The following is a 20,835-nucleotide window of genomic DNA, read 5'->3' on the forward strand; positions in this document are numbered from 1 at the left end:
TCACTTGGTCTCGGGGGCAGCCACACCGGCCACCACCGTCGCGCCGCCCTTGGCATGCTTGGCGAGCACGGCATCCGCGATGGAGGCCGGCATCGGCTTCGGCTTCTCGATGAAGCCGAGCAGGGGCAGGATGATGAGGAAGTGGGCGAAGTAATAGACCGTGAAGATACGCGACACGATCACGAACCACCCCTCGGCCGGCTGCGAGCCGAGATAGCCGAGGCCCACCGCCACCACCGCGAAGATCCAGAAGAAGATCCGGAACAGCGGGCGGTAGCGTGCCGAGCGCACCTTGGAGGTGTCGAGCCAGGGCAGGAAGGCCAGCACCGCGATGGCCGCGAACATCGCCAGCACGCCACCGAGCTTGTCCGGGATGGAGCGCAGGATCGCGTAGAAGGGCAGGAAGTACCACTCGGGCACGATATGCGCCGGCGTCGACATGGGATTGGCCGGGATATAGTTGTCCGAATGCCCGAGGTAGTTCGGGATGTAGAAAATGAACCAGGAGAAGAAGATGATGAACACCGCCACCGCGAAGATGTCCTTCAGCGTCGCGTAGGGGGTGAACGGCACCGTATCCTTGCTCACGTTCTTCACGTCGATGCCGTCGGGGTTGTTCTGGCCCACGTGGTGCAGGGCCCACACGTGCAGGCCGACCACGCCGGCGATCATGAACGGCAGCAGGTAGTGCAGCGCGAAGAAGCGGTTGAGGGTGGGGTCGCCCACCGAATAGCCGCCCCACAGCCACTGCACGATCACCTCGCCCACCACCGGCAGGGCGGAGAACAGGTTGGTGATGACGGTGGCGCCCCAGAAGGACATCTGGCCCCAGGGCAGCACGTAGCCCATGAAGGCGGCGGCCATCATCAGCAGGTAGATGATGACGCCGAGGATCCACAGCACCTCGCGCGGGGCCTTGTAGGACCCGTAGTAGAGACCGCGGAAGATGTGGATGTAGACCGCGATGAAGAACATCGACGCGCCGTTGGCGTGGATGTAGCGCAGGAGCCAGCCGAAGCTCACGTCGCGCATGATGTGCTCGACGCGGGCGAAGGCCACCGGCGCATACGCCACATAGTGCATGGCGAGCACGATGCCCGAGACGATCTGCACCACCAGCATGAAGCTCAGAATGGCGCCGAAGGTCCAGAAATAGTTGAGGTTCTTCGGCACCGGATAAGCGACGGCCGAAGAATGGATCAACCCGACGAGCGGCAGCCGGCTTTCAAACCACTGCGCCACCTTGCTCTTGGGCTGGTAGGTGGAATGTCCTTCCATGGGGTCCAACCTTTATTGCGTCGACGACGGTCGAGCGTCAGCCGATCACGATCTTCGTATCGGATGTGAAGGTGTAGGGCGGCAGCGCGAGATTGAGGGGCGCGGGTCCCTGCCGGATGCGGCCGGAGGTGTCGTAGACCGAGCCGTGGCACGGGCAGAACCAGCCATCATAGGCGCCCTGGTGGCCGAGCGGCACGCAGCCGAGGTGGGTGCAGATGCCGATCACCACCAGCCACTCGTCCTTGCCGGGCTTCACGCGGTCGGCGTCGGGCTGGGGATCGCGCATGGAGGCGAGATCGGCCTTCTGGGCCTCCTCGATCTCCTTCTTGGAGCGGTGGGAGATGAAGATCGGCTTGCCGCGCCACTGCACGGTCACGATCTGCCCTTCGGCGATGGGGGAAATGTCCACCTCGGTGGTGGAGAGCGCCAGCACCGAGGCGTCGGGCTGCAGCTGCGAAACGAAGGGCCACACCATTCCGGCGACACCCGCCGCGCCCACCGCCCCGGTCGCGATATAGAGGAAGTCCCGACGCGTCGCCTTCTGCGACGTCTCCGTATGTGCCACGGCGCTGATCCCCGTCCTGTCGTCCGCCGGTCATCCGCGCCGGGCCGCTCGGCCCTGAGGGCGAGGCCCATACGCACGAATGTGGCGGCGCTGTGAAGTCACAGTTGTCCACCTTCGAGGGCCTCTAATTGCACCCTCGCCTCATCTTGTCCAGATCGTGGCGATGCGGCACGCGGTCATTCCTGGGCGCGCAGGGCGCTGCGGCCGATTCGAGCGCAGGATGCAGGCACCTCCCCGGGCGCGCCGGCTGCATGCAATTCGCGGCGAGCCACGGAAAAGTCAAAGAAACGTCATCACGCGGAAGCGACCTGACGCAGCGGCGGCGACATCACGCCTCACCACCCCCTCCCTTCGGCTAGATCAGCCCCCTACCGGGCGACAATCGGGACCCGGAGGGGCTTGCGGCGGGGCAGCCGGCCATGCGACTTCCCCGCGCGATGACCACGCCCTCCCTCATCCTCGCCCTCTTCTGCCCGGACATCGCGCAGAACGCAGGCACCTGCCTGCGCACGGGTGCCTGCCTGGGCGTGCCCGTTCATATCATCGAGCCTGCCGGCTTCCCGGTGGGCTCGGCCGCGTTCCGCCGCGCGGGCATGGACTATATCGACGCCGTGGAGTGGCATCGCCACGCCCATTTCGATGCCTTCCGGGACACGGTGCGGGCGGAGGGACGGCGGCTGGTGCTGTTCACCACCCGTGCCGCGCATGCCCTCCCGGACTTCCGCTTCATGCCCGGCGATGCCCTGCTGTTCGGGCGGGAATCCGCCGGCGTGCCGGAAGCGGTCCATGATGCGGCGGATGCCCGCGTAACCATTCCCATGCGGCCGGGGCTGCGCTCGCTCAACGTGGCCGTGAGCGCGGGGATCTGCCTTGCCGAGGCGCTGCGGCAGACCTCGGGCTTTCCAAGGCCGTGACGGCACGCCATGGTATGCCCTGCCCGCAGCGCGCCGACACCGACGAACCTCGCATGACCCAAGAGCCAGCATGACCACCGAGCCTTCCCCGCCCCCCGCTTCCGCGCGCGCCGATGCCGCCCTGCCCGCGCGACAGGCGCGCGCCCGCGCCTGGTTCGAGGAGCTGCAGGGCCGCATCATCGCCGCCTTCGAGGCGCTGGAGGACGAGGCGCCGGCGGAGCTCCACGGCCCCGCCGCCGGCCGTTTCGTCCGGACGCCGTGGGCGCGCACCGACCACACGGGCGCGCCGGGCGGCGGCGGCACCATGGCGCTCATGCGCGGGCGGCTGTTCGAGAAGGTGGGGGTGCACACCTCCACCGTATTCGGCGAGTTCGCCCCCGAGTTCCGGGCGCAGATCCCCGGAGCGGCTGAGGATCCGCGCTTCTGGGCCTCGGGCATCTCGCTCATCGCCCACATGGCGAGCCCCCACGTGCCGGCGGTGCACATGAACACGCGCTTCGTGGTGACCACGAAGGCCTGGTTCGGCGGCGGGGCGGATCTCACCCCCGTGCTGGAGCGGCGCCGCAGCCAGGACGACCCGGACGCCCGCGCCTTCCATGCCGCCATGGCCGCCGCCTGCGCGCCCCACAAGGTGGCCGACTACGACCGCTACAAGGCGTGGTGCGACGAATACTTCTTCCTGAAGCATCGCGGCGAGACGCGCGGCATCGGCGGCATCTTCTACGATTACCTCGACAGCGCGGCGAAGGGCGCGGGCACCTTCGACGACGACTTCGCCTTCACCCGCGACGTGGGCCTCGCCTTCCTCGACATCTACCCCCGGCTGGTGCGGGCCAACATGGCCACCCCCTGGAGCGGGGAGGAGCGGGAGGAGCAGCTGGTGCGGCGCGGGCGCTATGTGGAGTTCAACCTGCTCTACGACCGCGGCACCATCTTCGGCCTGAAGACGGGCGGCAACGTGGATTCCATCCTCTCTTCCATGCCGCCGGTGGTGAAGTGGCCGTGATGGCCCTGTCATGAAGGCTCGATACTCATGCGCACGGCGCGTGTCGCGCCATGATGGGGAGAGAGCCATGGCGTTCGAGCCGGGAGAGATCGTTCAGCTCAAGTCGGGTAGCCCGGCCTTGACCGTGGTCGAGGTGCTGGAGCAGGACGTCAAGGTGGTCTGGTACGCCGAGGAAGTGGGCGAGTTCCGCTCCCAGACCCTGCCTGCGGTGTCGCTGGAAACCCTCGACCTGACCGAATTCGAGATCGAGGAAGAAGAAGACGAGTCCGAAGAGGACGAGGACTGACCCTGCGCCACCGGCGCCGGCCTTCAGCCGGCGCCGCGAGGGCGTTTCTGGCGGGCGCCTTTGGCGGGCTCGGCGAGTATTCTCTTTGCATGTTCCCGGTGTGAGCTCCCGGAAGCCGACCGGAGATTGCGACGGCTTGGTTCGCCGCGCGTCAGCTGCTCCTTTTCACCGGAACACCGCGGTGCCCCACGCGGGCGCCGATCATCCGCTCCACCGACCACTCCACATCGCGTCTCCCGGGAGCGGTTCTGCGCGCAGGCGGAATATTCCCGCCTGTCGTGAAAGCCGCGCGACCGCTCTGCCGCGCGCGGCAGGTCAGCACACAGGCGCGGATAATGAGGCCGCACCACAGAGGCCGCAGGCTTTCCGAAGGTGACGCTGGTTCCGTGACCCCAAAGCTCGGCGTCTCCGGCACACCTCGACGCGACATCCCCATGCGCGGAAATCCACGCCTGCAGGGGCACCCCGCCGCCGGGCGGCACCTTGCCTCACACCGGACCAATGTGCTTGACGAAACGGCATTTGGTCGAGCCCGCGCGGCATGTGAGCGAGCCCCGCCCGGCGCGGGTCAAGAGCCGGAGCCAATGACATCGGGTCTGCGCCTCTCGCCCATCGGCTCCCCGCTTCTCCCGACAGCGGCGACGAAACAAACATCGGCTCGGCCCCCTCCGGCGATCGCGCCGCGATCCTTTGGCCCTGGCATCCGGCCCCAGCCCGTCCCCTCATGGATCTGCCGAAGATCCTGCCCGTTCCGGAAGAACTTATCCGCGCGCCGCATGCTTTCCGCTCCCCCCGCTGCGGCGAGGGCCACGCCGGTGAGCACCTCCCGCGCGGCATCGTCCGCAGGGAAGTCCGCCGCCACTCAGGCGTCCTCGGCGGCGGCCGGCAGCACCGGCATCCGGCCCCAGCCGTCCCCTCATGGATCTGCCGAAGATCCCGCCCGCTCCGGAGATGTCATCCGCACGGCAGGAGCCCCCTTCACCCAGCCGCGGCGAGGGCCGCGAGAGCCACGCCGGTGAGCACCTCCCGCGCGGCATCGTCCGTGGGGAAGTCCGCCGCCACCCAGGCGGCCTCCGCGGCGGCCAGCGCCCGCCCCAGAGCCGGGCCGGGCCGTGCGCCGCGCGCCAGAAGGTCGGCGGCGCCCACGGGCGGGCGGGGCGCCGCCCAGCCCAGGGCGAGGGCGACGAGCGGCGCCATGCCGGAAGCACCATGCGCCGCCGCCAGCAGGGCGCGGTCCAGCGCCGCCTCCCGCCCCGCGCGATAGACAAAGGCGCGCAGATCCCGCTCCCGAGCGCCTCGCCCCGGCAGCGGCGGCGCGAGCGCGGCCAAGGCGGAGAGGCGGCGGCTCTCGCCGTTGGAGAGGCGCAGCTTCTCACGCAGGCGCGGCACATCGTCTGTCACCCGCAGCGCCAGGGCGGCGAGCCGGCGCAACGCATCCGGCGGCACGCCGAAGGCCGCCTCGCAGGCGGCGAGACGCCCGAAGGCGCCGGCATCGGCAAGGCCCGCCAGCAACGGCTGAATGAGCCCGCAGTCGCTCATCACCTCCAGCGTCGGCGCGGCGCGGGCGGCCATCAGCAGCTTCATCAGCTCCGCCCGCACCCGCTCGTGGGAGAGGCCGCGCAGGCCCTCCCGGCAGCGGATCGCGGCATGGAGCGCCACGGCGTCCACGCTGCCCTGCCCATAGGTGGCGTGGAAGCGGAACAGGCGCAGGATGCGCAGGTAATCTTCGCGGATGCGCGCCTGCGCATCGCCGATGAAGCGCACGCGCCGGGCGGCAAGGTCTTCGAGCCCGCCCACGAGATCGATCACGCCGCCGCCGGGAGTGGCGTAGAGGGCGTTGAAGGTGAAGTCCCGCCGGGCGGCGTCGTGCGCCCACTCCCGGCCGAAGCGCACCACGGCGCGGCGGCCGTCGGTCTCCAGGTCCTCGCGCAGGGTGGTGACCTCATAGGCCTCGTGGTCCACCACCACCGTGATGGTGCCGTGCTCGATGCCGGTGGGCACCGCCTTCATGCCGGCGCGACGCACCCGCTCGGCCACCGCCTGCGGCAGGGCGGTGGTGGCGATGTCCACGTCGGTCACGGGCACGCCGAGCAGGGTGTTGCGCACCGCGCCGCCCACCACGCGCGCCTCCTCGCCGTCGCCGTTCAGCACGTCAAGCAGCGCCCGCAGCCCGTGCCGGCCCCAGAAGGCGGCTCCGGCGATGGAAGCCAAGCTCATTCGTAGTGCCCCGGCACGAACCGGCCGTCGCGGGTCTCGGCCGGCACGTAGTGGCTGCCGGGCGGGGCGCTGCGCCCGCCCTCGAACAGGAGCAGGCCCAGCGCCACCAGCGCCAGCGCCACCACCACCAGCGCCGCGAGGGCGCGCGGCGACCAGTGCTCCGGCACCACCGAGCCCTTGGTGGCGATGAGCAGCGCCCCATAGAGCACGAAAGGGGTGAGGAACAGCGCGAGTTCCACCAGCACGGTGCGCAGCATCAGGCGTAGACCCGTTCATAGAGGTTGCGCAGCATGCCCGCGGTGGCGCCCCAGATGAAGCGGCCCTCGTAGGGCATGGCATAGTAATGGCGCAGCGTGCCCTGCCAGGTGCGCGACTGGCGCTGGTGGTTGGCCGGCGTCATGAGGAAGCCGAGCGGCACCTCGAACGCCTCGTCCACCTCGGCCGGGTTGAGGGTGAGCGCATAGGCGGGGTCCACCAGCCCCACCACGGGGACGATCCAGAAGCCGGTGCCGGAAAGATAGCCGTCGAGATAGCCGAGGTGCCGCACCAAAGCGGAATCGAGCCCCACTTCCTCGCGCGCCTCGCGCAGGGCGGCGGCCTTTTCGTCGGCGTCCTCCGGGTCCACCCGCCCGCCGGGAAAGGCGATCTGGCCGGCGTGGCTGGAGAGCTGCGCCGAGCGCTGGGTAAGCAGCACGCCGGGCTCGGGCCGGGCGATGATGGGCACCAGCACCGCCGCGTGGCGCGGCGGCTTCAGGGGCGCGAGGCCCTCCAGGCTCGGCTGCAGGGCGTGGTCGCCGTTGACGCGGGCCAGCGCGCCTTCCGCATAGGAGGGCGGCGGCTGGCGCGAGAGGCCGCGCGCGGCGCGGGCGAGGAAATCGGCGAGGCCGGAGCCCGCCGGGGCATCGGGGAAGGGGTGCGCGTTCATGAGGCGAGGCGGTCCAGCTCCGCGGCCGGCATGACCGGGAAGAACAGCCCGGCCGAGGCGACGCCGAACATCTCGCGCCCCTCCACCATGCGCACCTCCCCGGCGGCCACGAGATCGAGGAAGGCGGAGCGGGTCAGGCGCGCCTCCAGCCCGTTGCGCACATGAAGATAGGGCACGAACACCCCCGGCCCGGCGCCGGGCGCGAAGCGCAGAGCATGGCCGGGGCCGCAGCGCACCAGGTCGTCGAGATTGGTGCGGAACACCAGCGTGGGGCCCTGCGCGCCCTCCTCCTGCGCCATCTCCACGGCCAGGAAGGGCGCGTCGTCCACGCGGATACCGATCTTCTCCACCGGAGTCTTGAGTACGAAGCGCGCGCCCTCACGGGTGAGCACCGAGGCGAACAGGCGTACCAGGGCCGGGCGGCCGATGGGAGTGCCCATGTAGAACCAGGTGCCGTCGGCGGCGATTCGCATGTCCATGTCGCCGCAATCGGGCGGGTCCCACTTGTCCACCGGCGCCGGCCCGCCGCCGGCGGCGGCACGCGCGGCCGCCATCAGCGCCTCCAACCGGCCGCCGGGCGGGGCCGCCGGGCGTTCCGGCGCCTCGGTCAGCGGAAGGGTTTCGCCGCCGTCCCGACCCACCATGGTCTCGTCCTCGCGCTGACGTGAGATGATCCCGCCGCGATGCGCGCGACGGGGATTAGACGGAACGCAATCTTATCGTAAGCTCTCTATCCGGGTGGCGCGACCTTTGCACGGCGAAATCCGGGAGAAGGCCGGGCCCTCGGGGCGGATCGGGACCGGGATCGACCGGTCGTTTCGCGCGGGGCGTTTTATCGCCGTTTTTTGCGGCAAGCCTCGGGCGATGCACCCCGATGGCACTGGTGCACGGAGACCTTGCGTAATGTCGGCTGCCGGCGAGACCTTCGACCTCGACCAGATGATCGTCCGCAATGCGGAAACCGCCGCCGGCCACGTGAAGGCCGCGAAGACCGCCATCGCCGGCGTCATCTTCGGCCAGGAGACGGTGGTGGAGCAGGCGCTCGTCACCATCCTGTCCGGCGGCCACGCGCTGCTGGTGGGCGTGCCCGGCCTCGCCAAGACCAAGCTGGTGGAGACCCTCGGTACCGTGCTCGGCCTCGACGCGCGCCGCGTGCAGTTCACGCCGGACCTCATGCCCTCCGACATCCTGGGCGCCGAGGTGCTGGAAGAGACGCCCGGCGGCCAGCGCGCCTTCCGCTTCATCCGCGGCCCGGTCTTCGCCCAGCTGCTGATGGCGGACGAGATCAACCGCGCCTCCCCGCGCACCCAGTCGGCGCTGCTGCAGGCCATGCAGGAATACCACGTGACGGTGGCCGGCGAGCGCCACGACCTGCCCAAGCCCTTCCACGTGCTCGCCACCCAGAACCCGCTGGAGCAGGAGGGCACCTATCCCCTGCCCGAGGCCCAGCTCGACCGCTTCCTGATGCAGATCGACGTGGACTATCCCGACCGGGAGGCCGAGCGGCGCATCCTGTTCGAGACCACCGGAGCGGAGGAGCAGAAGCCCCGCGCCGCCATGAGCGTCGACGACCTCATCGCCGCCCAGCGGCTGGTGCGGCGCCTGCCGGTGGGCGAATCGGTGGTGGAGGCTATCCTCACCCTGGTGCGCTCCGCCCGCCCCGGCGCCGAGGGCCCCGAGCAGCGCTTCATTGCCTGGGGGCCCGGCCCGCGCGCCTCCCAGTCCCTGATGCTGGCCACCCGCGCCCGCGCCCTGCTGGACGGCCGCTTCGCGCCCTCCCTCGACGACGTGGCCGCTTTGGCGGAACCGGTGCTGAAGCACCGCATGGCCCTCACCTTCGCCGCCCGCGCCGAGGGCGAGAGCGTGCCCCACATCATCCGCCGGCTGGTGGAGCGGCTCGGCTGACCGCCGGCTGGATCGAACATGGTGGCTGAAACGTCCCCCGTCGCCGGCTCGCGTTCCGTGGCCACGGCTGCCCTCCAGGCGGCGAGCTTGGTTTCGGCCATGCCGCGGCTGGTGCTGGAGGCGCGGCGCGCAGCGTCCAGCGTCGCCCACGGCCTGCACGGGCGCCGGCGTGCCGGCGCCGGCGAGAATTTCTGGCAATACCGGCGCTTCCTCGCCGGCGAGCCGGCCCAGCGGGTGGACTGGCGCCGCTCCGCGCGCGACGACCATCTTTATGTGCGCGAGCGGGAATGGGAGGCCGCCCACACCGTGTGGATCTGGCCGGACCTCTCCGCCTCCATGGATTATGCCACCGGCGAGCGGGCGCCCAAGCGCGAGCGCGCGCTGGTGGTCGCCTTCGCCCTGGCCGAGCTGCTGGTGCGCGGCGGCGAGCGGGCGGGCGTGCCCGGCCTGATGCCGCCTTCCGCCAGCCGGCGCATCGTGGAACGCCTTGCCGAGAGCGTGGTGCTGGCCGGCGCCCTGCCGGAAGGGCTGCCGCCCGCCTTCGTGCCCGCCCCCACCGCCGAGGTGGTGCTGCTCGGCGACTTCTGGAGCCCCGCGGGCGAAGTGGCGGAGCGCATCGCCATCCTCGCCTCCGGCGGCGCGCGGGGCCATATGGTGCAGATCGTGGACCCGGCGGAGGAGACCTTCCCCTTCTCCGGCCGCATCGAATTCTCCGATCCCGAGGGCGGCGAGCGGCTCACCGTGGGCCGGGCCGAAGGCTGGCGCCAGGATTACACCCTGAAGCTCGACGCCCACCGCGCCGCGCTGCGCGCCGCCGCCGAGCGCCATGGCTGGAGCTTCATCATCCACCGCACCGACCGTCCTGCGAGCGAGCTGCTGCTCGCCCTCCACATGCGCATGGGTGCAAGCGGCGCCGCGACCGGAGGGCACGCCTGAATGCTCGGCCTTCCGCTCGCCTTCACGGCGCCGCTGCTGCTCACCGCGTTCCTGGCATTGCCGCTGCTGTGGTACGTGCTACGCGTGGTGCCGCCGCGCCCGCGCGCCGTCGCCTTTCCGCCCACGCGCCTGCTGCTGGACATCAAGCCGAAGGAGGAGAGCGCCGCGCGCACCCCCTGGTGGCTGATGGCGCTGCGCATGCTGCTCGCGGCCCTCATCATCCTGGCCGCCGCCGGGCCGGTGTGGAACCCGCCGGCGGAGGCCCCGGCCGCGCAGGGGCCGCTGGTGCTCGTCATCGACCAGGGCTGGCCCGCCGCCGGCCAGTGGGAGACGCGCATGGCCGCCGCCGGCGCCCTCATCGACGATGCCGCCGCCGCCGGGCGCGGCGTCGCCCTCATTCCCACCGGCGACGTGCCGCGCGACGCCACCCTCCTTACCCCCGCCGCAGCCCGTGACCGGCTGCGCTCCCTGCGGCCGGTGCCCTACGCCCCGGCACGGGCGGAAGCCTTCGCCCTCGCGGCGCGGATGCGGGAGGCGGCGCCCGGCGCCGGCCTCGTCTTCCTCTCCGACGGGGTGGACATGGGCGCCGACGGAGACCTTTCGGCCGCCCTGGCGCCGCTTCGGCAGGGCCCGGCCCTGGTGGTCAGCGGCGGCACGGCCTCAGCGCTCGCCCTCGCCGGCCCGGAGAACGGCGCCGACGCCCTCACCGTGAAGGTGCTGCGCCCGGCGGGCGGGCCCCCCCGCGCCGGACGGGTGGAGGCGAAGGACATGCGCGGCCTCACCCTGGCGGAGGCCCCCTTCACTTTGCCCGAGGGCGCGGCCTCCACCGAGGCGCGCTTCGCCCTGCCGGTGGAGATCCGCAACGAGATCGCCCGGCTGGACATCTCCGGCGAGCATGCGGCGGGCGCGGTGCAGCTCATCGACCGGAGCTGGCGGCGGCGCACCGTGGGCATCGTCTCCGGCACCTCCACCGATACCGGCCAGCCGCTGCTGGCGCCCACCTACTATCTCACCCGCGCGCTCGCGCCCTTCGCCGACCTCAGGGTGGCGGAGACGGGATCGGCCATCGAGAACATCAACCGCTTCCTGGAGCAGCGCGTGCCGGTGCTGCTGCTGCCGGACGTGGGCACCATTCCCCCGGCCACCCGCGCCCGGCTCGCGAAATTCGTCGAGGACGGCGGCGTGCTGGTGCGCTTCGCCGGCCCGCGCCTCGCCAACGCGCAGGACGACCTGCTGCCGGTGAAGCTGCGGCGCGGCGGGCGCGTGCTCGGCGGCTCCCTCTCCTGGGAGACCCCGCAGCCTCTCGGCGCGCTCACCCCCGAGGGGCCGTTCCGCGACGTGAAGGTGCCCTCCGACGTGAGCGTGAACCGCCAGGTGCTGGCCGAGCCCGACGGCGCCCTGGGCGAGCGCACCTGGGCGGCGCTGAAGGACGGCACCCCCCTTGTCACCGGAACCCGCATCGGCAAGGGCGCTCTGGTGCTGTTCCATGTCACGGCCGACACCTCCTGGTCCAACCTGCCGCTCTCGGGCACCTTCGTGGACATGCTCCGACGCGTGATCGCGCTCTCCGACACCCCGCCCGCCCCCGAGACCGCCCCGGCGGACGGCGCCCACGCCGCCGACCGGCCCGATGTCGCGGCCCTCGCGCCCACCCGCGTGCTGGACGGCTTCGGCGCCTTCGGGCCGCCCGGCCCCAATGCGCGGGCCATTCCGGCCGATTTCGCCGGCCGCGCGGGCGCCGACCACCCGCCCGGCTTCTACGGCCCGCCGGACGGCCTCGTGGCGGTGAACGTGCTGCTGCCGGCCGACGCGCCGAAGCCCATCGACTTCAAGACCCTCGGCATCGCGCCGGAGCCGCTGCAGGAGAGCGCCCCGCGCGACCTCACCGGGCCGGTGCTGATCGCCGCCGTGGCCCTGATGCTGCTCGACGCGCTGGCGGTGTTCCTGCTCGCCGGCGGCCTCGCGCGGCTTCGCGGGCGGCGCGCGGTGGCCGCCGCCCTGCTGGGCCTCGCCGTGCTCGGCGCCGCCGCCATGCCGCGCCCGGCGCACGCGAGCGACGACGCCTTCGCCCTCCAGGCCGCCGGCCAGACCCGCTTCGCCTACGTGGTCACCGGCAACGGCGAGGTGGACGACATCTCCCGCGCCGGGCTGAGCGGGCTCGCCGAGTTCGTCGGCCAGCGCACGGCGCTGCAGGCCGGCGAGGCCATGGGGGTCGATCTCGCCAAGGACGAGCTGGTGTTCTTCCCCTTCATCTACTGGCCCATCCTGCCGGAGACGCCGGTGCCGCCGCCCGCGGTGCTGGCGCGGCTCGACGCCTACATGAAGCAGGGCGGCACCGTGATCTTCGACACGCGCGACGCCGTCTCGGCCCCGGGCGTGGCGGGCGCGCCGCTGACGCCCGCCGCCGCGCGGCTGCGGGAGATCCTCTCCGGCCTCGACATTCCCGAGCTGGCCCCGGTGCCGCGCGACCACGTGCTCACCAAGGCATTCTACCTCTTGAAGGACTTCCCCGGCCGCTTCACCGGCGGCACCACCTGGGTGGAGGCGCTGCCCCCCGCCGACGATGCCGACCGCCCCGCCCGCGCGGGCGACGGCGTCTCGCCCGTCATCATCACCTCCAACGATCTCGCCGGCGCCTGGGCGGTGAGCCCCTCGGGCGAGCCGATGCTGCCGCTCACCCCCGGCGAGCCGCGCCAGCGCGAGTTCGCCTTCCGCGCCGGCGCCAACATGGCCATGTACGTGCTCACCGGAAATTACAAGGCGGACCAGGTGCACGTGCCGGCGCTGCTGGAAAGGCTCGGCCAATGACCGCCACCGCCCACGGGGGCGCCTGACGCCATGAGCTACGGCCTCTCCTTCGCTCCCTTCGTCTCCTGGCCGGTGCTGGCGGCGCTCGCCGCGGCCGCGGCGGTGCTGGCGCTGCTGCTCCTCGCCACCCGCACGCGCGGCGCGCCACTGCGCGCCCTGGCGCTGGCGGTGGGCCTCATCGCCCTCGCCAACCCCTCCCTCACCCAGGAGCAGCGCGAACCCCTGCCCTCGGTGGTGGCTGTTGTGGTGGACAAGAGCGCCAGCCAGTCCTTCGGCGACCGCGCGGCGCAGACGGAAGCCGCCCGCGCCGCCCTTGCCGGGCGCCTCGCCCAGCTCCCCGGCGTGGAGGTGCGCACCATCACCGCCGACGCCGCCAATGGCGACACCGACGGCACGCGCCTGTTCTCGGCCCTCTCCGCCGGCCTCGCGGACGTGCCGCCGGAACGGGTGGCCGGCGCCGTGCTCATCACCGACGGGCGCGTGCACGACGTGCCGCAGAACGCGCAGGCGCTGGGCTTCTCCGCGCCCGTGCACGCGCTGATCTCCGGCCACGAGGGCGAGCGCGACCGCCGCATCGCCCTGGAGAAGACCCCCCGCTTCGGCATCGTCGGGCAAAAGCAGTCCATCACCTTCCGCGTCACCGACGAGGGGGTGCCGCAGGGCGCGCGCGTGCCGGTCACCGTCCGCCGCGACGGCGAGGAGATCGCCCGGCCCATCGTCACCGCCGGGCGGGCCGAGACCATCGACGTGGACATCACCCACGCCGGGCCCAACATCGTCGAATTCGAGGTGCCGCCGCTCGCGGACGAGCTGACCACGGTGAACAACCGCACCGCGGTCGCCATCGACGGCGTGCGCGACAAGCTCAAGGTCCTGCTCGTCTCCGGCGAGCCCAACGCCGGCGAGCGCACCTGGCGCAACCTGCTGAAGAGCGACGCCAACGTCGATCTGGTGCATTTCACCATCCTGCGCCCGCCGGAGAAGCAGGACGGCACGCCCATCAACGAGCTGTCCCTCATCGCTTTCCCCACGCGCGAGCTGTTCCAGACCAAGATCAAGGATTTCGATCTCATCATCTTCGACCGCTACGCTCAGCAGGGCGTGCTGCCGCAGGTGTATCTGGACAACATCGTGCGCTACGTGCGCGGCGGCGGCGCGGTGCTGGTGGCCTCCGGCCTCGATTACGTGGAGCCCGGCTCGCTCTACAACACGCCGCTGGAGGAGATCCTGCCCGCCATGCCCACGGGCGAGGTCACCGAGGCGCCGTTCCACCCGCGCCTCACCGCGCCGGGCAAGCGCCACCCTGTGACACGCGGCCTGCCGGGCGCCAATGCGGAGCCGCCGCACTGGAGCCGCTTCTTCCGCGTGATCGACACCACCGCCCGCTCCGGCACGGAGCTGATGGCGGCGCCGGGCGACAAGCCCATCCTGCTGGTGGACAAGGTGGGCGAGGGCCGCGTGGCGCAGCTCCTTTCCGACCACATCTGGCTGTGGGCGCGCGGCTACGAGGGCGGCGGCCCCCACATCGACCTGCTGCGCCGCCTCTCCCACTGGCTGATGAAGGAGCCGGACCTGGAGGAGGAGCGCCTGAAGCTCTCCGTCTCCGGCCGCGAGCTGACCGTGGAGCGCCAGACCATGGGGGATGCCGTACCACCGGCGGTGGTCACCACCCCTTCCGGCGCCACCCGCACCCTCGTGCTGAAGGAGGCGGAGCCCGGCCTGTGGCGCGCCTCCACCCCCGCCGACGAGCTGGGCCTGTGGCGCGCCGCCAACGGCACGCTGACCGCCCTCGCCAATATCGGCCCGCTGAACCCCAAGGAATTCGCGGAAGTGACCAGCACCCGCGAGGTGCTCTCGCCCATCGCCGCCGCCACCGGCGGGCGGGTGTGGCGCCTCGCGGACCTTAACGGCGACGTGCCGCGCGTGGTGCAGGTTTCCTCCGGCGACCGGCTGGCCGGCGACGACTGGATGGGGCTGAAGACCCGCGACGTCTCCGTGGTGCGGGGCATCGGCCTGTTCCCGGTGTTCGGCGGGCTCACCGGGCTCCTGCTGCTGCTCGGCGTGCTCACCGCCACCTGGACGCGGGAGGGGCGCTAGCACCGTTCCGGCGGAAGCGCGCGGCCCGCCGGCGGCGCGAAAAAGTACCGCCAGCGCGGGGAGGCCCCTTGCCGGATGCCGTCGCGCGCGGGAAAACTGCCGCCCGGCGGCGGCGATGGCGCCGCGCAGCTTCCGGGAAAGGACCCTCCATGGCGCCGGCGAACGTTTTCGACCCCCTGCCCTCCTCGGCCGGAAGCTATTGGAAAACCTTCTGGATCAACGAGATTCCCCATCTCGTTATCCTCGCCCTCACCATCGGCGGGGTGGCCTACATCGCCCTGATGCGCCGGCCGCTGGAATATTACTGGGACGTGGTGGCGGTGGTCATCGCCGCCGTCGCCATCTACGGCGGCTGGCCGCGGGCGCAGGGCAATCGCGAGCGCTGGCGGCTGGTGTGGACCCAGGCGCTGCACTGGGGCGCCTTCCTCATCGCCATGCGGCTGGTGTTCACCCCCTCGGTGCAGGCGGTGGCCGACGTGGATTCCACCAATCTCGTGGTGCTGCTCCTCATTGCGCTCGGCACCTTCGTGGCGGGCGTGCATGCCCCCTCCTGGCGCATGGCGCTCAACGGGGTGGTGATGGGCGCGAGCGTGCCGGCGGTGGCCTGGCTCGACCAGTCGGCTCTGGTGCTGGCGCTGGTGGCGCTGGTGCTGGGCTCCATGGTGCTGGCGCTCGCCTGGTACCATTTCGCGTCACGCAACGCGGACTGAGCCCACCCCGGCACGGTTGCCGCCGGGGCCGCGCCGTTCAATATTTGTTCCCATCCGAACGATTCGCGCGGGGATGATGGGAGGCCGGCCGGGTGCATCTGGACACGCTGAACGACAGCCAGCGCCGGGCCGTGGAGCACGGCGCGGCCGAGGGCGCGGCGAGCGGCGCGGGCGGCCCGCTGCTGGTGATCGCCGGCGCCGGCTCGGGCAAGACCAACACCCTCGCCCACCGGGTGGCGCACCTCGTGCTCAACGGCGCCGACCCCTCGCGCATCCTGCTGCTCACCTTCTCCCGCCGCGCGGCGGAGGAGCTGAGGCGCCGGGTGGAGCGCATCTGCGCCAAGGTGCTGGGCAATAAGGCGGGCCCGGTGGGCGAGGCGCTCACCTTCGCCGGCACCTTCCACGCCATCGGCGCGCGGCTGCTGCGGGAATATGCGGGTGAACTGGGCATCACGCCCGACTTCACCATCCACGACCGTGAGGACTCCGCCGACCTGATGAACCTGGTGCGGCACGAGCTGGGATTCTCGGCCACGAAATCGCGCTTTCCCGCCAAGGGCACCTGCCTCGCCATCTATTCGCGCACCCTCAACGCCGAGGCCGACCTCGCGGAGGTGCTGCGCGCCGCCTTTCCCTGGTGCGCGGCCTGGACCGGCGAGCTGAAGGCGCTGTTCGGCGCCTATGTGGAGGCCAAGCAGCGCCAGAACGTGCTCGATTACGACGACCTCCTGCTCTACTGGGCCGAGGCGGCGCGCGAGCCCGCGCTCGCCGCCCACATGGGCGGGCGCTTCGATCACGTGATGGTGGATGAATACCAGGACACCAACCGCCTCCAGGCCGCCATCCTGCTGGCCCTCAAGCCCGACGGGCGCGGCCTCACGGTGGTGGGCGACGATGCCCAGTCCATCTATTCCTTCCGTGCCGCCACCGTGCGCAACATCCTCGACTTTCCCCGCGCCTTCAGCCCGCCGGCCCGCGTGGTGACGCTGGAGCGCAACTACCGCTCCACCCAGCCCGTCCTCGCCGCCGCCAATGCCGTGATCGGCGAGGCCAAGGAGCGCTTCACCAAGAATCTGTGGTCGGAGCGCGCCTCGGCCCGCCGCCCGCGCCTCGTCACCGTGCGCGACGAGGCCGACCAGGCCCGCTTCGTGGCCGACGAGGTGCTCGCCCGGCGCGAGGGGGGAACCCTGCTGAAGCAGCAGGCGGTGCTGTTCCGCGCCGCCCACCACTCCGGCGCGCTGGAGGTGGAGCTGACCCGGCGCAACATTCCGTTCGTGAAGTTCGGCGGGCTGAAGTTCCTCGACAGCGCCCATGTGAAGGACCTGCTGGCAGTGCTGCGCTTCGCCCAGAACCCGCGCGACAGGGTGGCCGGCTTCCGCCTGCTGAACCTGCTGCCGGGGGTGGGCCCCGCCTCGGCGCAGAAGGTGCTCGACGCCATGGCCGCGAGCCCGGCGCCCCTCGAGGCGCTGGCGCAGATGCCCACGCCGCCCCGCGCGGGAGCGGACTGGGCCGCCTTCGCCATCCTCATGGAGAGCCTGCGCGCGGAGGATGCCCACTGGCCGGCGGAGATCAGCCGCGCGCGCCGCTGGTACGAGCCGCACCTAGAGCGCATCCACGAGGACGCGGACATGCGCAAGGCGGACCTGGTGCAGATGGAGGCCATCGCCGCCGCCTATCCCGGCCGCGCCCGCTTCCTCACCGAGCTGACCCTCGACCCGCCCGACGCCACCTCCGCCGAGGCCGGCGCGCCACTGAAGGACGAGGACTACCTCATCCTCTCCACCATCCATTCCGCCAAGGGGCAGGAGTGGAAATCCGTCTTCGTGCTCAATGTGGTGGACGGCTGCCTGCCGTCCGATCTCGGGGCCGGATCGAGCGAGGAGATCGAGGAGGAGCGCCGCCTGCTCTATGTGGCCATGACGCGGGCGAAGGACGACCTGGACCTGATGGTGCCGCAGCGCTTCTTCGTGCACGGCCAGCACGCGCGGGGCGATCGCCACGTCTATGCCAGCCGCACCCGCTTCATCCCCGCGCCCATGCTGCACCTGTTCGAGGCCCATTCCTGGCCCCCGCCGCAGCAGCGGGCGGCAACCGGCGCCCTCGCCCCCGCCATGGTGGACGTGCGCGGCCGCCTGCGCGGCATGTGGGGGTGAGACCAAGGCCGGAGGGCTTTTCTCATGGGCCCTTGGCCAAGCCCGCGCAGAGCCGGCGCGCGGCGCACTCGGCCTCGCTCTGCGCGCCGGGGCCGATGGCAGGAGCGGCACCGCCCGTGATGGCACCGGCGCTCGACCGAAGCCGAGCCGATGAGGCCCGGGCGCCGAGCCGGCCTCAGCCCCGGCCGATGAAAGGCATCTTGGTGGCCATCACGGTCATGAACTGCACGTTGGCATCCAGCGGCAGGCTCGCCATGTAGAGCACCGCGCTCGCCACGTGGGCGACATCCATCACCGGCTCCGCCTTCACCGACCCGTCCGCCTGGAGAATGCCGGCCTTCATGCGCTCGGCCATGGCGGTGTCGGCATTGCCGATGTCGATCTGCCCGCAGGCGATGTCGTAGGCGCGGCCGTCGAGGGCGGTGGCGCGGGTGAGGCCGGTGATGGCGTGCTTGGTGGCGGTGTAGGGCGCCGAGAACGGCCGCGGCACCTCCGAGGAGATGGAGCCGTTGTTGATGATGCGCCCGCCGCGCGGGTTCTGCGCCTTCATCAGGCGGAACGCCTCCTGGGTGCACAGGAAGGGGCCGGTGAGGTTGGTGTCCACCACCGCGCTCCACTGGCTGAAGGTGAGATCCTCCAACGGCACGGGCGGGGCGCCGGTGCCGGCATTGTTAAACAGCAGGTCGAGCCGCCCGAACTTGTCCCCCACCGCCGCGAACAACGCCGCGACCGAGGCCGGGTCGCTCACGTCGGTCGGCACCGCAAGGGTGTGGGGCGAGCCCATGGCATCGGCGGTCTCCGCCAGCGTCTCCGCCCGCCGGCCGGCGATGGCGACCCCGTAGCCGGCGCCCGCGAGCGCCACCGCCACCGCCCGCCCGATGCCCGAGCCGGCGCCGGTGACAATGGCAACCTTCCTGCTGGCCGTGGGACTCATGGCTTCATCCTCCCGTTCTCGCGCCCGCCCGTTCTTCCGGTGGCGGTGCGTGATGCCCCCAAGGCTCCAGCATCGGCGCGCGGCGGCCCCCCGCGCAAGGGCAACGAGGGCTTACTCGCGCGCGCGGGCCGCCAGGGCGTCGAAATCGATGAGATGGCCGGCGCGGTCGCGCTTGGCAGCGAGGTAGCCGGCATTCTCCGCCGTGGGGCGGCCGAGCACCCGCTCGTCGCCGGCCACATCGAGCCCCGCCGCCTGCAGGGCCGCGATCTTCTGCGGATTGTTGGTCAGCAGACGCACCCGGCGCGCCCCGAGCTGGCGCAGCATCTCCGCCGCGAAATCGAAGCGCCGCTGGTCCGGCCCGAAGCCCAGCGCCGCGTCGGCGTCGAACGTGTCGTAGCCGCCGGACTGGAGATGATAGGCGCGCATCTTGTTGGCGATGCCGTTGCCGCGTCCCTCCTGGTCCAGATAGAGCAGGATACCGCCTTCGCCCTCGGCCATCAGCCGGGCGGTGTCACGCAGCTGGTCGCCGCAGTCGCATTTGAGCGAGCCGAAGAGATCCCCGGTGAGGCAGGCGGAATGCAGCCGCACCGCCACCGGGCCGGAAAGATCCGGCCGCCCCACCACGATCGCCACCTGATCGCGCAGGCCCTCGCCGCCGCGGAACACCACGAACTCGGTCTCGGGCGCGCCCTCCAGCGGCACCCGCGCGCGGCCGACCACATGGAGCTTCGCCACCTGCGCCCGGCGATAGGCGGCGATGTCTCCGGCCTCCACCTTCAGCAGCCCAGGCGCCGCGTCTGGCGCCACGTCCGCCATCACGGCGGCGGGCAGCACCAGGGCGAGGCCGAGCAGGTCGAGCGCCGCGCTGTCGAGCGGGCTCGCGGGCGTCACCGCCTCCCGCGGCGCCAGAACTGCCTCCGGATCGAGCGCGAGGGCGCCCGCCCGGCTGGCGGCGGGCGGCACGAGGGCGACGCACCCCGCTCGCTCCGAGGGGCGGCCGAGCTTCTCGAGCCGGGGCGCAGGCAGCACCAGGCGCAGCGCGCGCCCCACCCCCGCGAACGCATCCGCGAGGCGGGCATCGAACGCCTCGGCGCCCACCAGCAGCGCCGTCGGCCCGTCCGCCCCATCCGCGAGCAGGCGCACCGGCCGCCCGGCACGCAGCTCGGCGATGGCCCGCGCAACCGCGACCTCACCGCAGCTCTCCACGCCGAATTGATCCGCAGCGAACACGATCCACACCCCGCATGCCGGGCCGCCACGAGACATCCACAGGCGCGGCCACACTCTTGTTCCCACATCAGAAATGGCGATCCGCGCGGCCCGGCACAAGGGCACGCGCCACGGCGGGCGCGCGCGCGGCGGCCGCAGCCGCCTTCCCCTCCGTTGACACGCCGGCAAACCACTCCTACTCCTGTTAAGCCGGCCGGTTTGCAAAACAGAGTGGGCCCGCCTCGAGAAGGCCCACTCAAAGGGGATCAAATCGCATGGCCCTACGCGTGTCGGGAAAGAACATCGACGTCGGGGAAGCCCTCCGGGCTCGGCTCACGGAGCGGGTCTCCGAAGTTCTCGCGAAATATTTCGACGGCGGATGGTCCGGGCACGTCACCGTGTCCCGTGAAGGGTCCGGTTATCGCTCGGAATGCTTGCTGCATCTTGATTCGGGCGTGAACCTCCAGGCCCAGGGCAACGCGCAGGAAGCCAATGCCTGCGCCGACGCCGCCGTGGAGAAGATCGAGAAACGCCTGCGTCGCTACAAGCACCGCAAGCAGCGGCTGAAGGATCGCCTCTCGGCGGCCTCGGTGGCGGACCAGAGCCTGAAGGCACAGAGCTACATCCTCAGCGGCATCCCCGATTCGGGCGCCGACGAGGCTGGAGACGAGGCCCTCGACAGCTGGAGCCCCACCGTGGTGGCCGAGCAGATGACCCGCCTGCGCACCATGTCTGTGGCCGATGCGGTCGTGGAGCTCGACATCACCGGTGCGCCGGTGGTCGTCTTCCGGCATGGAGGCCACGGGCGCGTAAGCGTGGTATACCGTCGGCCGGATGGGCACGTCGGTTGGATCGATCCGTCCGCCGAGGAAGTCCATTGACCCTCGCCCCG

At 71.7% G+C, this 20,835-nt stretch carries 18 protein-coding genes; 10 read left to right on the forward strand and 8 right to left on the reverse strand.

Annotated elements, in window-relative coordinates; translation table 11 throughout:
* Both V5F61_RS11700 and petA read right to left on the reverse strand, forming a co-directional pair.
* Positions 1 to 1,278: a cytochrome b gene (locus V5F61_RS11700; protein ID WP_393988014.1), complete on the reverse strand. Its 1,278-nt coding sequence runs from the start codon at positions 1,276 to 1,278 to the stop codon at positions 1 to 3.
* A 37-nt stretch (positions 1,279 to 1,315) separates the two neighbouring features.
* The gene (gene petA, locus V5F61_RS11705; RefSeq protein ID WP_393988013.1) at positions 1,316 to 1,843 is read right to left on the reverse strand and encodes a ubiquinol-cytochrome c reductase iron-sulfur subunit; all 528 of its coding nucleotides are present in this window, start codon (positions 1,841 to 1,843) and stop codon (positions 1,316 to 1,318) included.
* 419 nt (positions 1,844 to 2,262) lie between these two features.
* Between petA and V5F61_RS11710 the strand changes: the two genes are divergently transcribed.
* The 3 genes from V5F61_RS11710 to V5F61_RS11720 all read left to right on the forward strand — a co-directional run bounded on the left by V5F61_RS11710 (position 2,263) and on the right by V5F61_RS11720 (position 4,049).
* On the forward strand, positions 2,263 to 2,757 hold the full coding sequence (locus V5F61_RS11710; protein ID WP_393988012.1) for a tRNA (cytidine(34)-2'-O)-methyltransferase: 495 nt from the start codon (positions 2,263 to 2,265) through the stop codon (positions 2,755 to 2,757).
* 70 nt (positions 2,758 to 2,827) lie between these two features.
* Positions 2,828 to 3,763 (forward strand): oxygen-dependent coproporphyrinogen oxidase, encoded by a 936-nt coding sequence (gene hemF / locus V5F61_RS11715; protein ID WP_393988011.1) that lies wholly within the window; start codon positions 2,828 to 2,830, stop codon positions 3,761 to 3,763.
* A 67-nt stretch (positions 3,764 to 3,830) separates the two neighbouring features.
* Complete coding sequence (locus tag V5F61_RS11720) at positions 3,831 to 4,049, forward strand: YodC family protein (protein WP_393988010.1); 219 nt, start codon at positions 3,831 to 3,833, stop codon at positions 4,047 to 4,049.
* A 978-nt stretch (positions 4,050 to 5,027) separates the two neighbouring features.
* Here the strand turns inward: V5F61_RS11720 and V5F61_RS11725 are convergent.
* From V5F61_RS11725 to V5F61_RS11740, 4 genes are read right to left on the reverse strand one after another with little or no spacing between them, the layout of a single operon-like run.
* The gene (locus tag V5F61_RS11725) at positions 5,028 to 6,266 is read right to left on the reverse strand and encodes a CCA tRNA nucleotidyltransferase (RefSeq protein ID WP_393988009.1); all 1,239 of its coding nucleotides are present in this window, start codon (positions 6,264 to 6,266) and stop codon (positions 5,028 to 5,030) included.
* Positions 6,263 to 6,523, reverse strand: a complete 261-nt coding sequence (locus V5F61_RS11730) for a DUF6111 family protein (protein ID WP_393988008.1) — start codon at positions 6,521 to 6,523, stop codon at positions 6,263 to 6,265. Before V5F61_RS11730 ends, V5F61_RS11725 begins: the two co-directional genes overlap by 4 nt.
* Entirely contained in the window at positions 6,523 to 7,191 is a 669-nt protein-coding gene (locus tag V5F61_RS11735; RefSeq protein WP_393988007.1) for a CoA pyrophosphatase, read from the reverse strand. The genes V5F61_RS11730 and V5F61_RS11735 overlap by 1 nt, the downstream gene beginning before the upstream one ends.
* Positions 7,188 to 7,835, reverse strand: coding sequence for a DUF1285 domain-containing protein (locus tag V5F61_RS11740; RefSeq protein ID WP_393988006.1), 648 nt, complete (start codon positions 7,833 to 7,835; stop codon positions 7,188 to 7,190). The genes V5F61_RS11735 and V5F61_RS11740 overlap by 4 nt, the downstream gene beginning before the upstream one ends.
* Positions 7,836 to 8,094: 259 nt before the next feature.
* Between V5F61_RS11740 and V5F61_RS11745 the strand changes: the two genes are divergently transcribed.
* The 6 genes from V5F61_RS11745 to V5F61_RS11770 all read left to right on the forward strand — a co-directional run bounded on the left by V5F61_RS11745 (position 8,095) and on the right by V5F61_RS11770 (position 17,800).
* Positions 8,095 to 9,096, forward strand: coding sequence for an AAA family ATPase (locus tag V5F61_RS11745; RefSeq protein WP_393988005.1), 1,002 nt, complete (start codon positions 8,095 to 8,097; stop codon positions 9,094 to 9,096).
* A gap of 18 nt (positions 9,097 to 9,114) precedes the next feature.
* Positions 9,115 to 10,032: a DUF58 domain-containing protein gene (locus tag V5F61_RS11750; RefSeq protein ID WP_393988004.1), complete on the forward strand. Its 918-nt coding sequence runs from the start codon at positions 9,115 to 9,117 to the stop codon at positions 10,030 to 10,032.
* Positions 10,033 to 12,840: a DUF4159 domain-containing protein gene (locus V5F61_RS11755; protein WP_393988003.1), complete on the forward strand. Its 2,808-nt coding sequence runs from the start codon at positions 10,033 to 10,035 to the stop codon at positions 12,838 to 12,840.
* A gap of 30 nt (positions 12,841 to 12,870) precedes the next feature.
* Positions 12,871 to 14,937, forward strand: a complete 2,067-nt coding sequence (locus tag V5F61_RS11760) for a hypothetical protein (protein ID WP_393988002.1) — start codon at positions 12,871 to 12,873, stop codon at positions 14,935 to 14,937.
* 149 nt (positions 14,938 to 15,086) lie between these two features.
* Entirely contained in the window at positions 15,087 to 15,647 is a 561-nt protein-coding gene (locus tag V5F61_RS11765; protein ID WP_393988001.1) for a hypothetical protein, read from the forward strand.
* A 92-nt stretch (positions 15,648 to 15,739) separates the two neighbouring features.
* Positions 15,740 to 17,800 carry an ATP-dependent helicase gene (locus V5F61_RS11770; RefSeq protein ID WP_393988000.1) on the forward strand — a complete coding sequence of 687 codons (2,061 nt, stop codon included), beginning with the start codon at positions 15,740 to 15,742 and terminating at the stop codon, positions 17,798 to 17,800.
* 175 nt (positions 17,801 to 17,975) lie between these two features.
* Here the strand turns inward: V5F61_RS11770 and V5F61_RS11775 are convergent, their stop codons facing one another.
* Together V5F61_RS11775 and ribA are read right to left on the reverse strand one after the other, a co-directional pair.
* The gene (locus V5F61_RS11775; protein WP_393987999.1) at positions 17,976 to 18,734 is read right to left on the reverse strand and encodes an SDR family oxidoreductase; all 759 of its coding nucleotides are present in this window, start codon (positions 18,732 to 18,734) and stop codon (positions 17,976 to 17,978) included.
* A 111-nt stretch (positions 18,735 to 18,845) separates the two neighbouring features.
* Complete coding sequence (gene ribA / locus V5F61_RS11780; RefSeq protein WP_393987998.1) at positions 18,846 to 19,964, reverse strand: GTP cyclohydrolase II RibA; 1,119 nt, start codon at positions 19,962 to 19,964, stop codon at positions 18,846 to 18,848.
* Positions 19,965 to 20,218: 254 nt separating this feature from the next.
* Between ribA and hpf the strand changes: the two genes are divergently transcribed.
* Positions 20,219 to 20,824 (forward strand): ribosome hibernation-promoting factor, HPF/YfiA family, encoded by a 606-nt coding sequence (hpf, locus tag V5F61_RS11785; RefSeq protein ID WP_393987997.1) that lies wholly within the window; start codon positions 20,219 to 20,221, stop codon positions 20,822 to 20,824.
* Positions 20,825 to 20,835 lie beyond the last annotated feature (11 nt).

This window comes from Xanthobacter sediminis, assembly GCF_043195015.1.
Lineage (GTDB): Bacteria > Pseudomonadota > Alphaproteobacteria > Rhizobiales > Xanthobacteraceae > Xanthobacter.

Bases quoted from the DNA above. Each gene is read 5' to 3' on its own strand.
- V5F61_RS11730 (WP_393988008.1), bottom strand. From the start codon at position 6,523: ATGCTGCGCACCGTGCTGGTGGAACTCGCGCTGTTCCTCACCCCTTTC.
- V5F61_RS11750 (WP_393988004.1), top strand. From the start codon at position 9,115: ATGGTGGCTGAAACGTCCCCCGTCGCCGGCTCGCGTTCCGTGGCCACG.
- V5F61_RS11765 (WP_393988001.1), top strand. From the start codon at position 15,087: ATGGCGCCGGCGAACGTTTTCGACCCCCTGCCCTCCTCGGCCGGAAGC.
- V5F61_RS11725 (WP_393988009.1), bottom strand. From the start codon at position 6,266: ATGAGCTTGGCTTCCATCGCCGGAGCCGCCTTCTGGGGCCGGCACGGG.
- V5F61_RS11720 (WP_393988010.1), top strand. From the start codon at position 3,831: ATGGCGTTCGAGCCGGGAGAGATCGTTCAGCTCAAGTCGGGTAGCCCG.
- V5F61_RS11745 (WP_393988005.1), top strand. From the start codon at position 8,095: ATGTCGGCTGCCGGCGAGACCTTCGACCTCGACCAGATGATCGTCCGC.
- V5F61_RS11760 (WP_393988002.1), top strand. From the start codon at position 12,871: ATGAGCTACGGCCTCTCCTTCGCTCCCTTCGTCTCCTGGCCGGTGCTG.
- V5F61_RS11700 (WP_393988014.1), bottom strand. From the start codon at position 1,278: ATGGAAGGACATTCCACCTACCAGCCCAAGAGCAAGGTGGCGCAGTGG.
- hpf (WP_393987997.1), top strand. From the start codon at position 20,219: ATGGCCCTACGCGTGTCGGGAAAGAACATCGACGTCGGGGAAGCCCTC.
- V5F61_RS11710 (WP_393988012.1), top strand. From the start codon at position 2,263: ATGCGACTTCCCCGCGCGATGACCACGCCCTCCCTCATCCTCGCCCTC.
- hemF (WP_393988011.1), top strand. From the start codon at position 2,828: ATGACCACCGAGCCTTCCCCGCCCCCCGCTTCCGCGCGCGCCGATGCC.
- V5F61_RS11735 (WP_393988007.1), bottom strand. From the start codon at position 7,191: ATGAACGCGCACCCCTTCCCCGATGCCCCGGCGGGCTCCGGCCTCGCC.
- V5F61_RS11740 (WP_393988006.1), bottom strand. From the start codon at position 7,835: ATGGTGGGTCGGGACGGCGGCGAAACCCTTCCGCTGACCGAGGCGCCG.
- V5F61_RS11755 (WP_393988003.1), top strand. From the start codon at position 10,033: ATGCTCGGCCTTCCGCTCGCCTTCACGGCGCCGCTGCTGCTCACCGCG.
- V5F61_RS11775 (WP_393987999.1), bottom strand. From the start codon at position 18,734: ATGAGTCCCACGGCCAGCAGGAAGGTTGCCATTGTCACCGGCGCCGGC.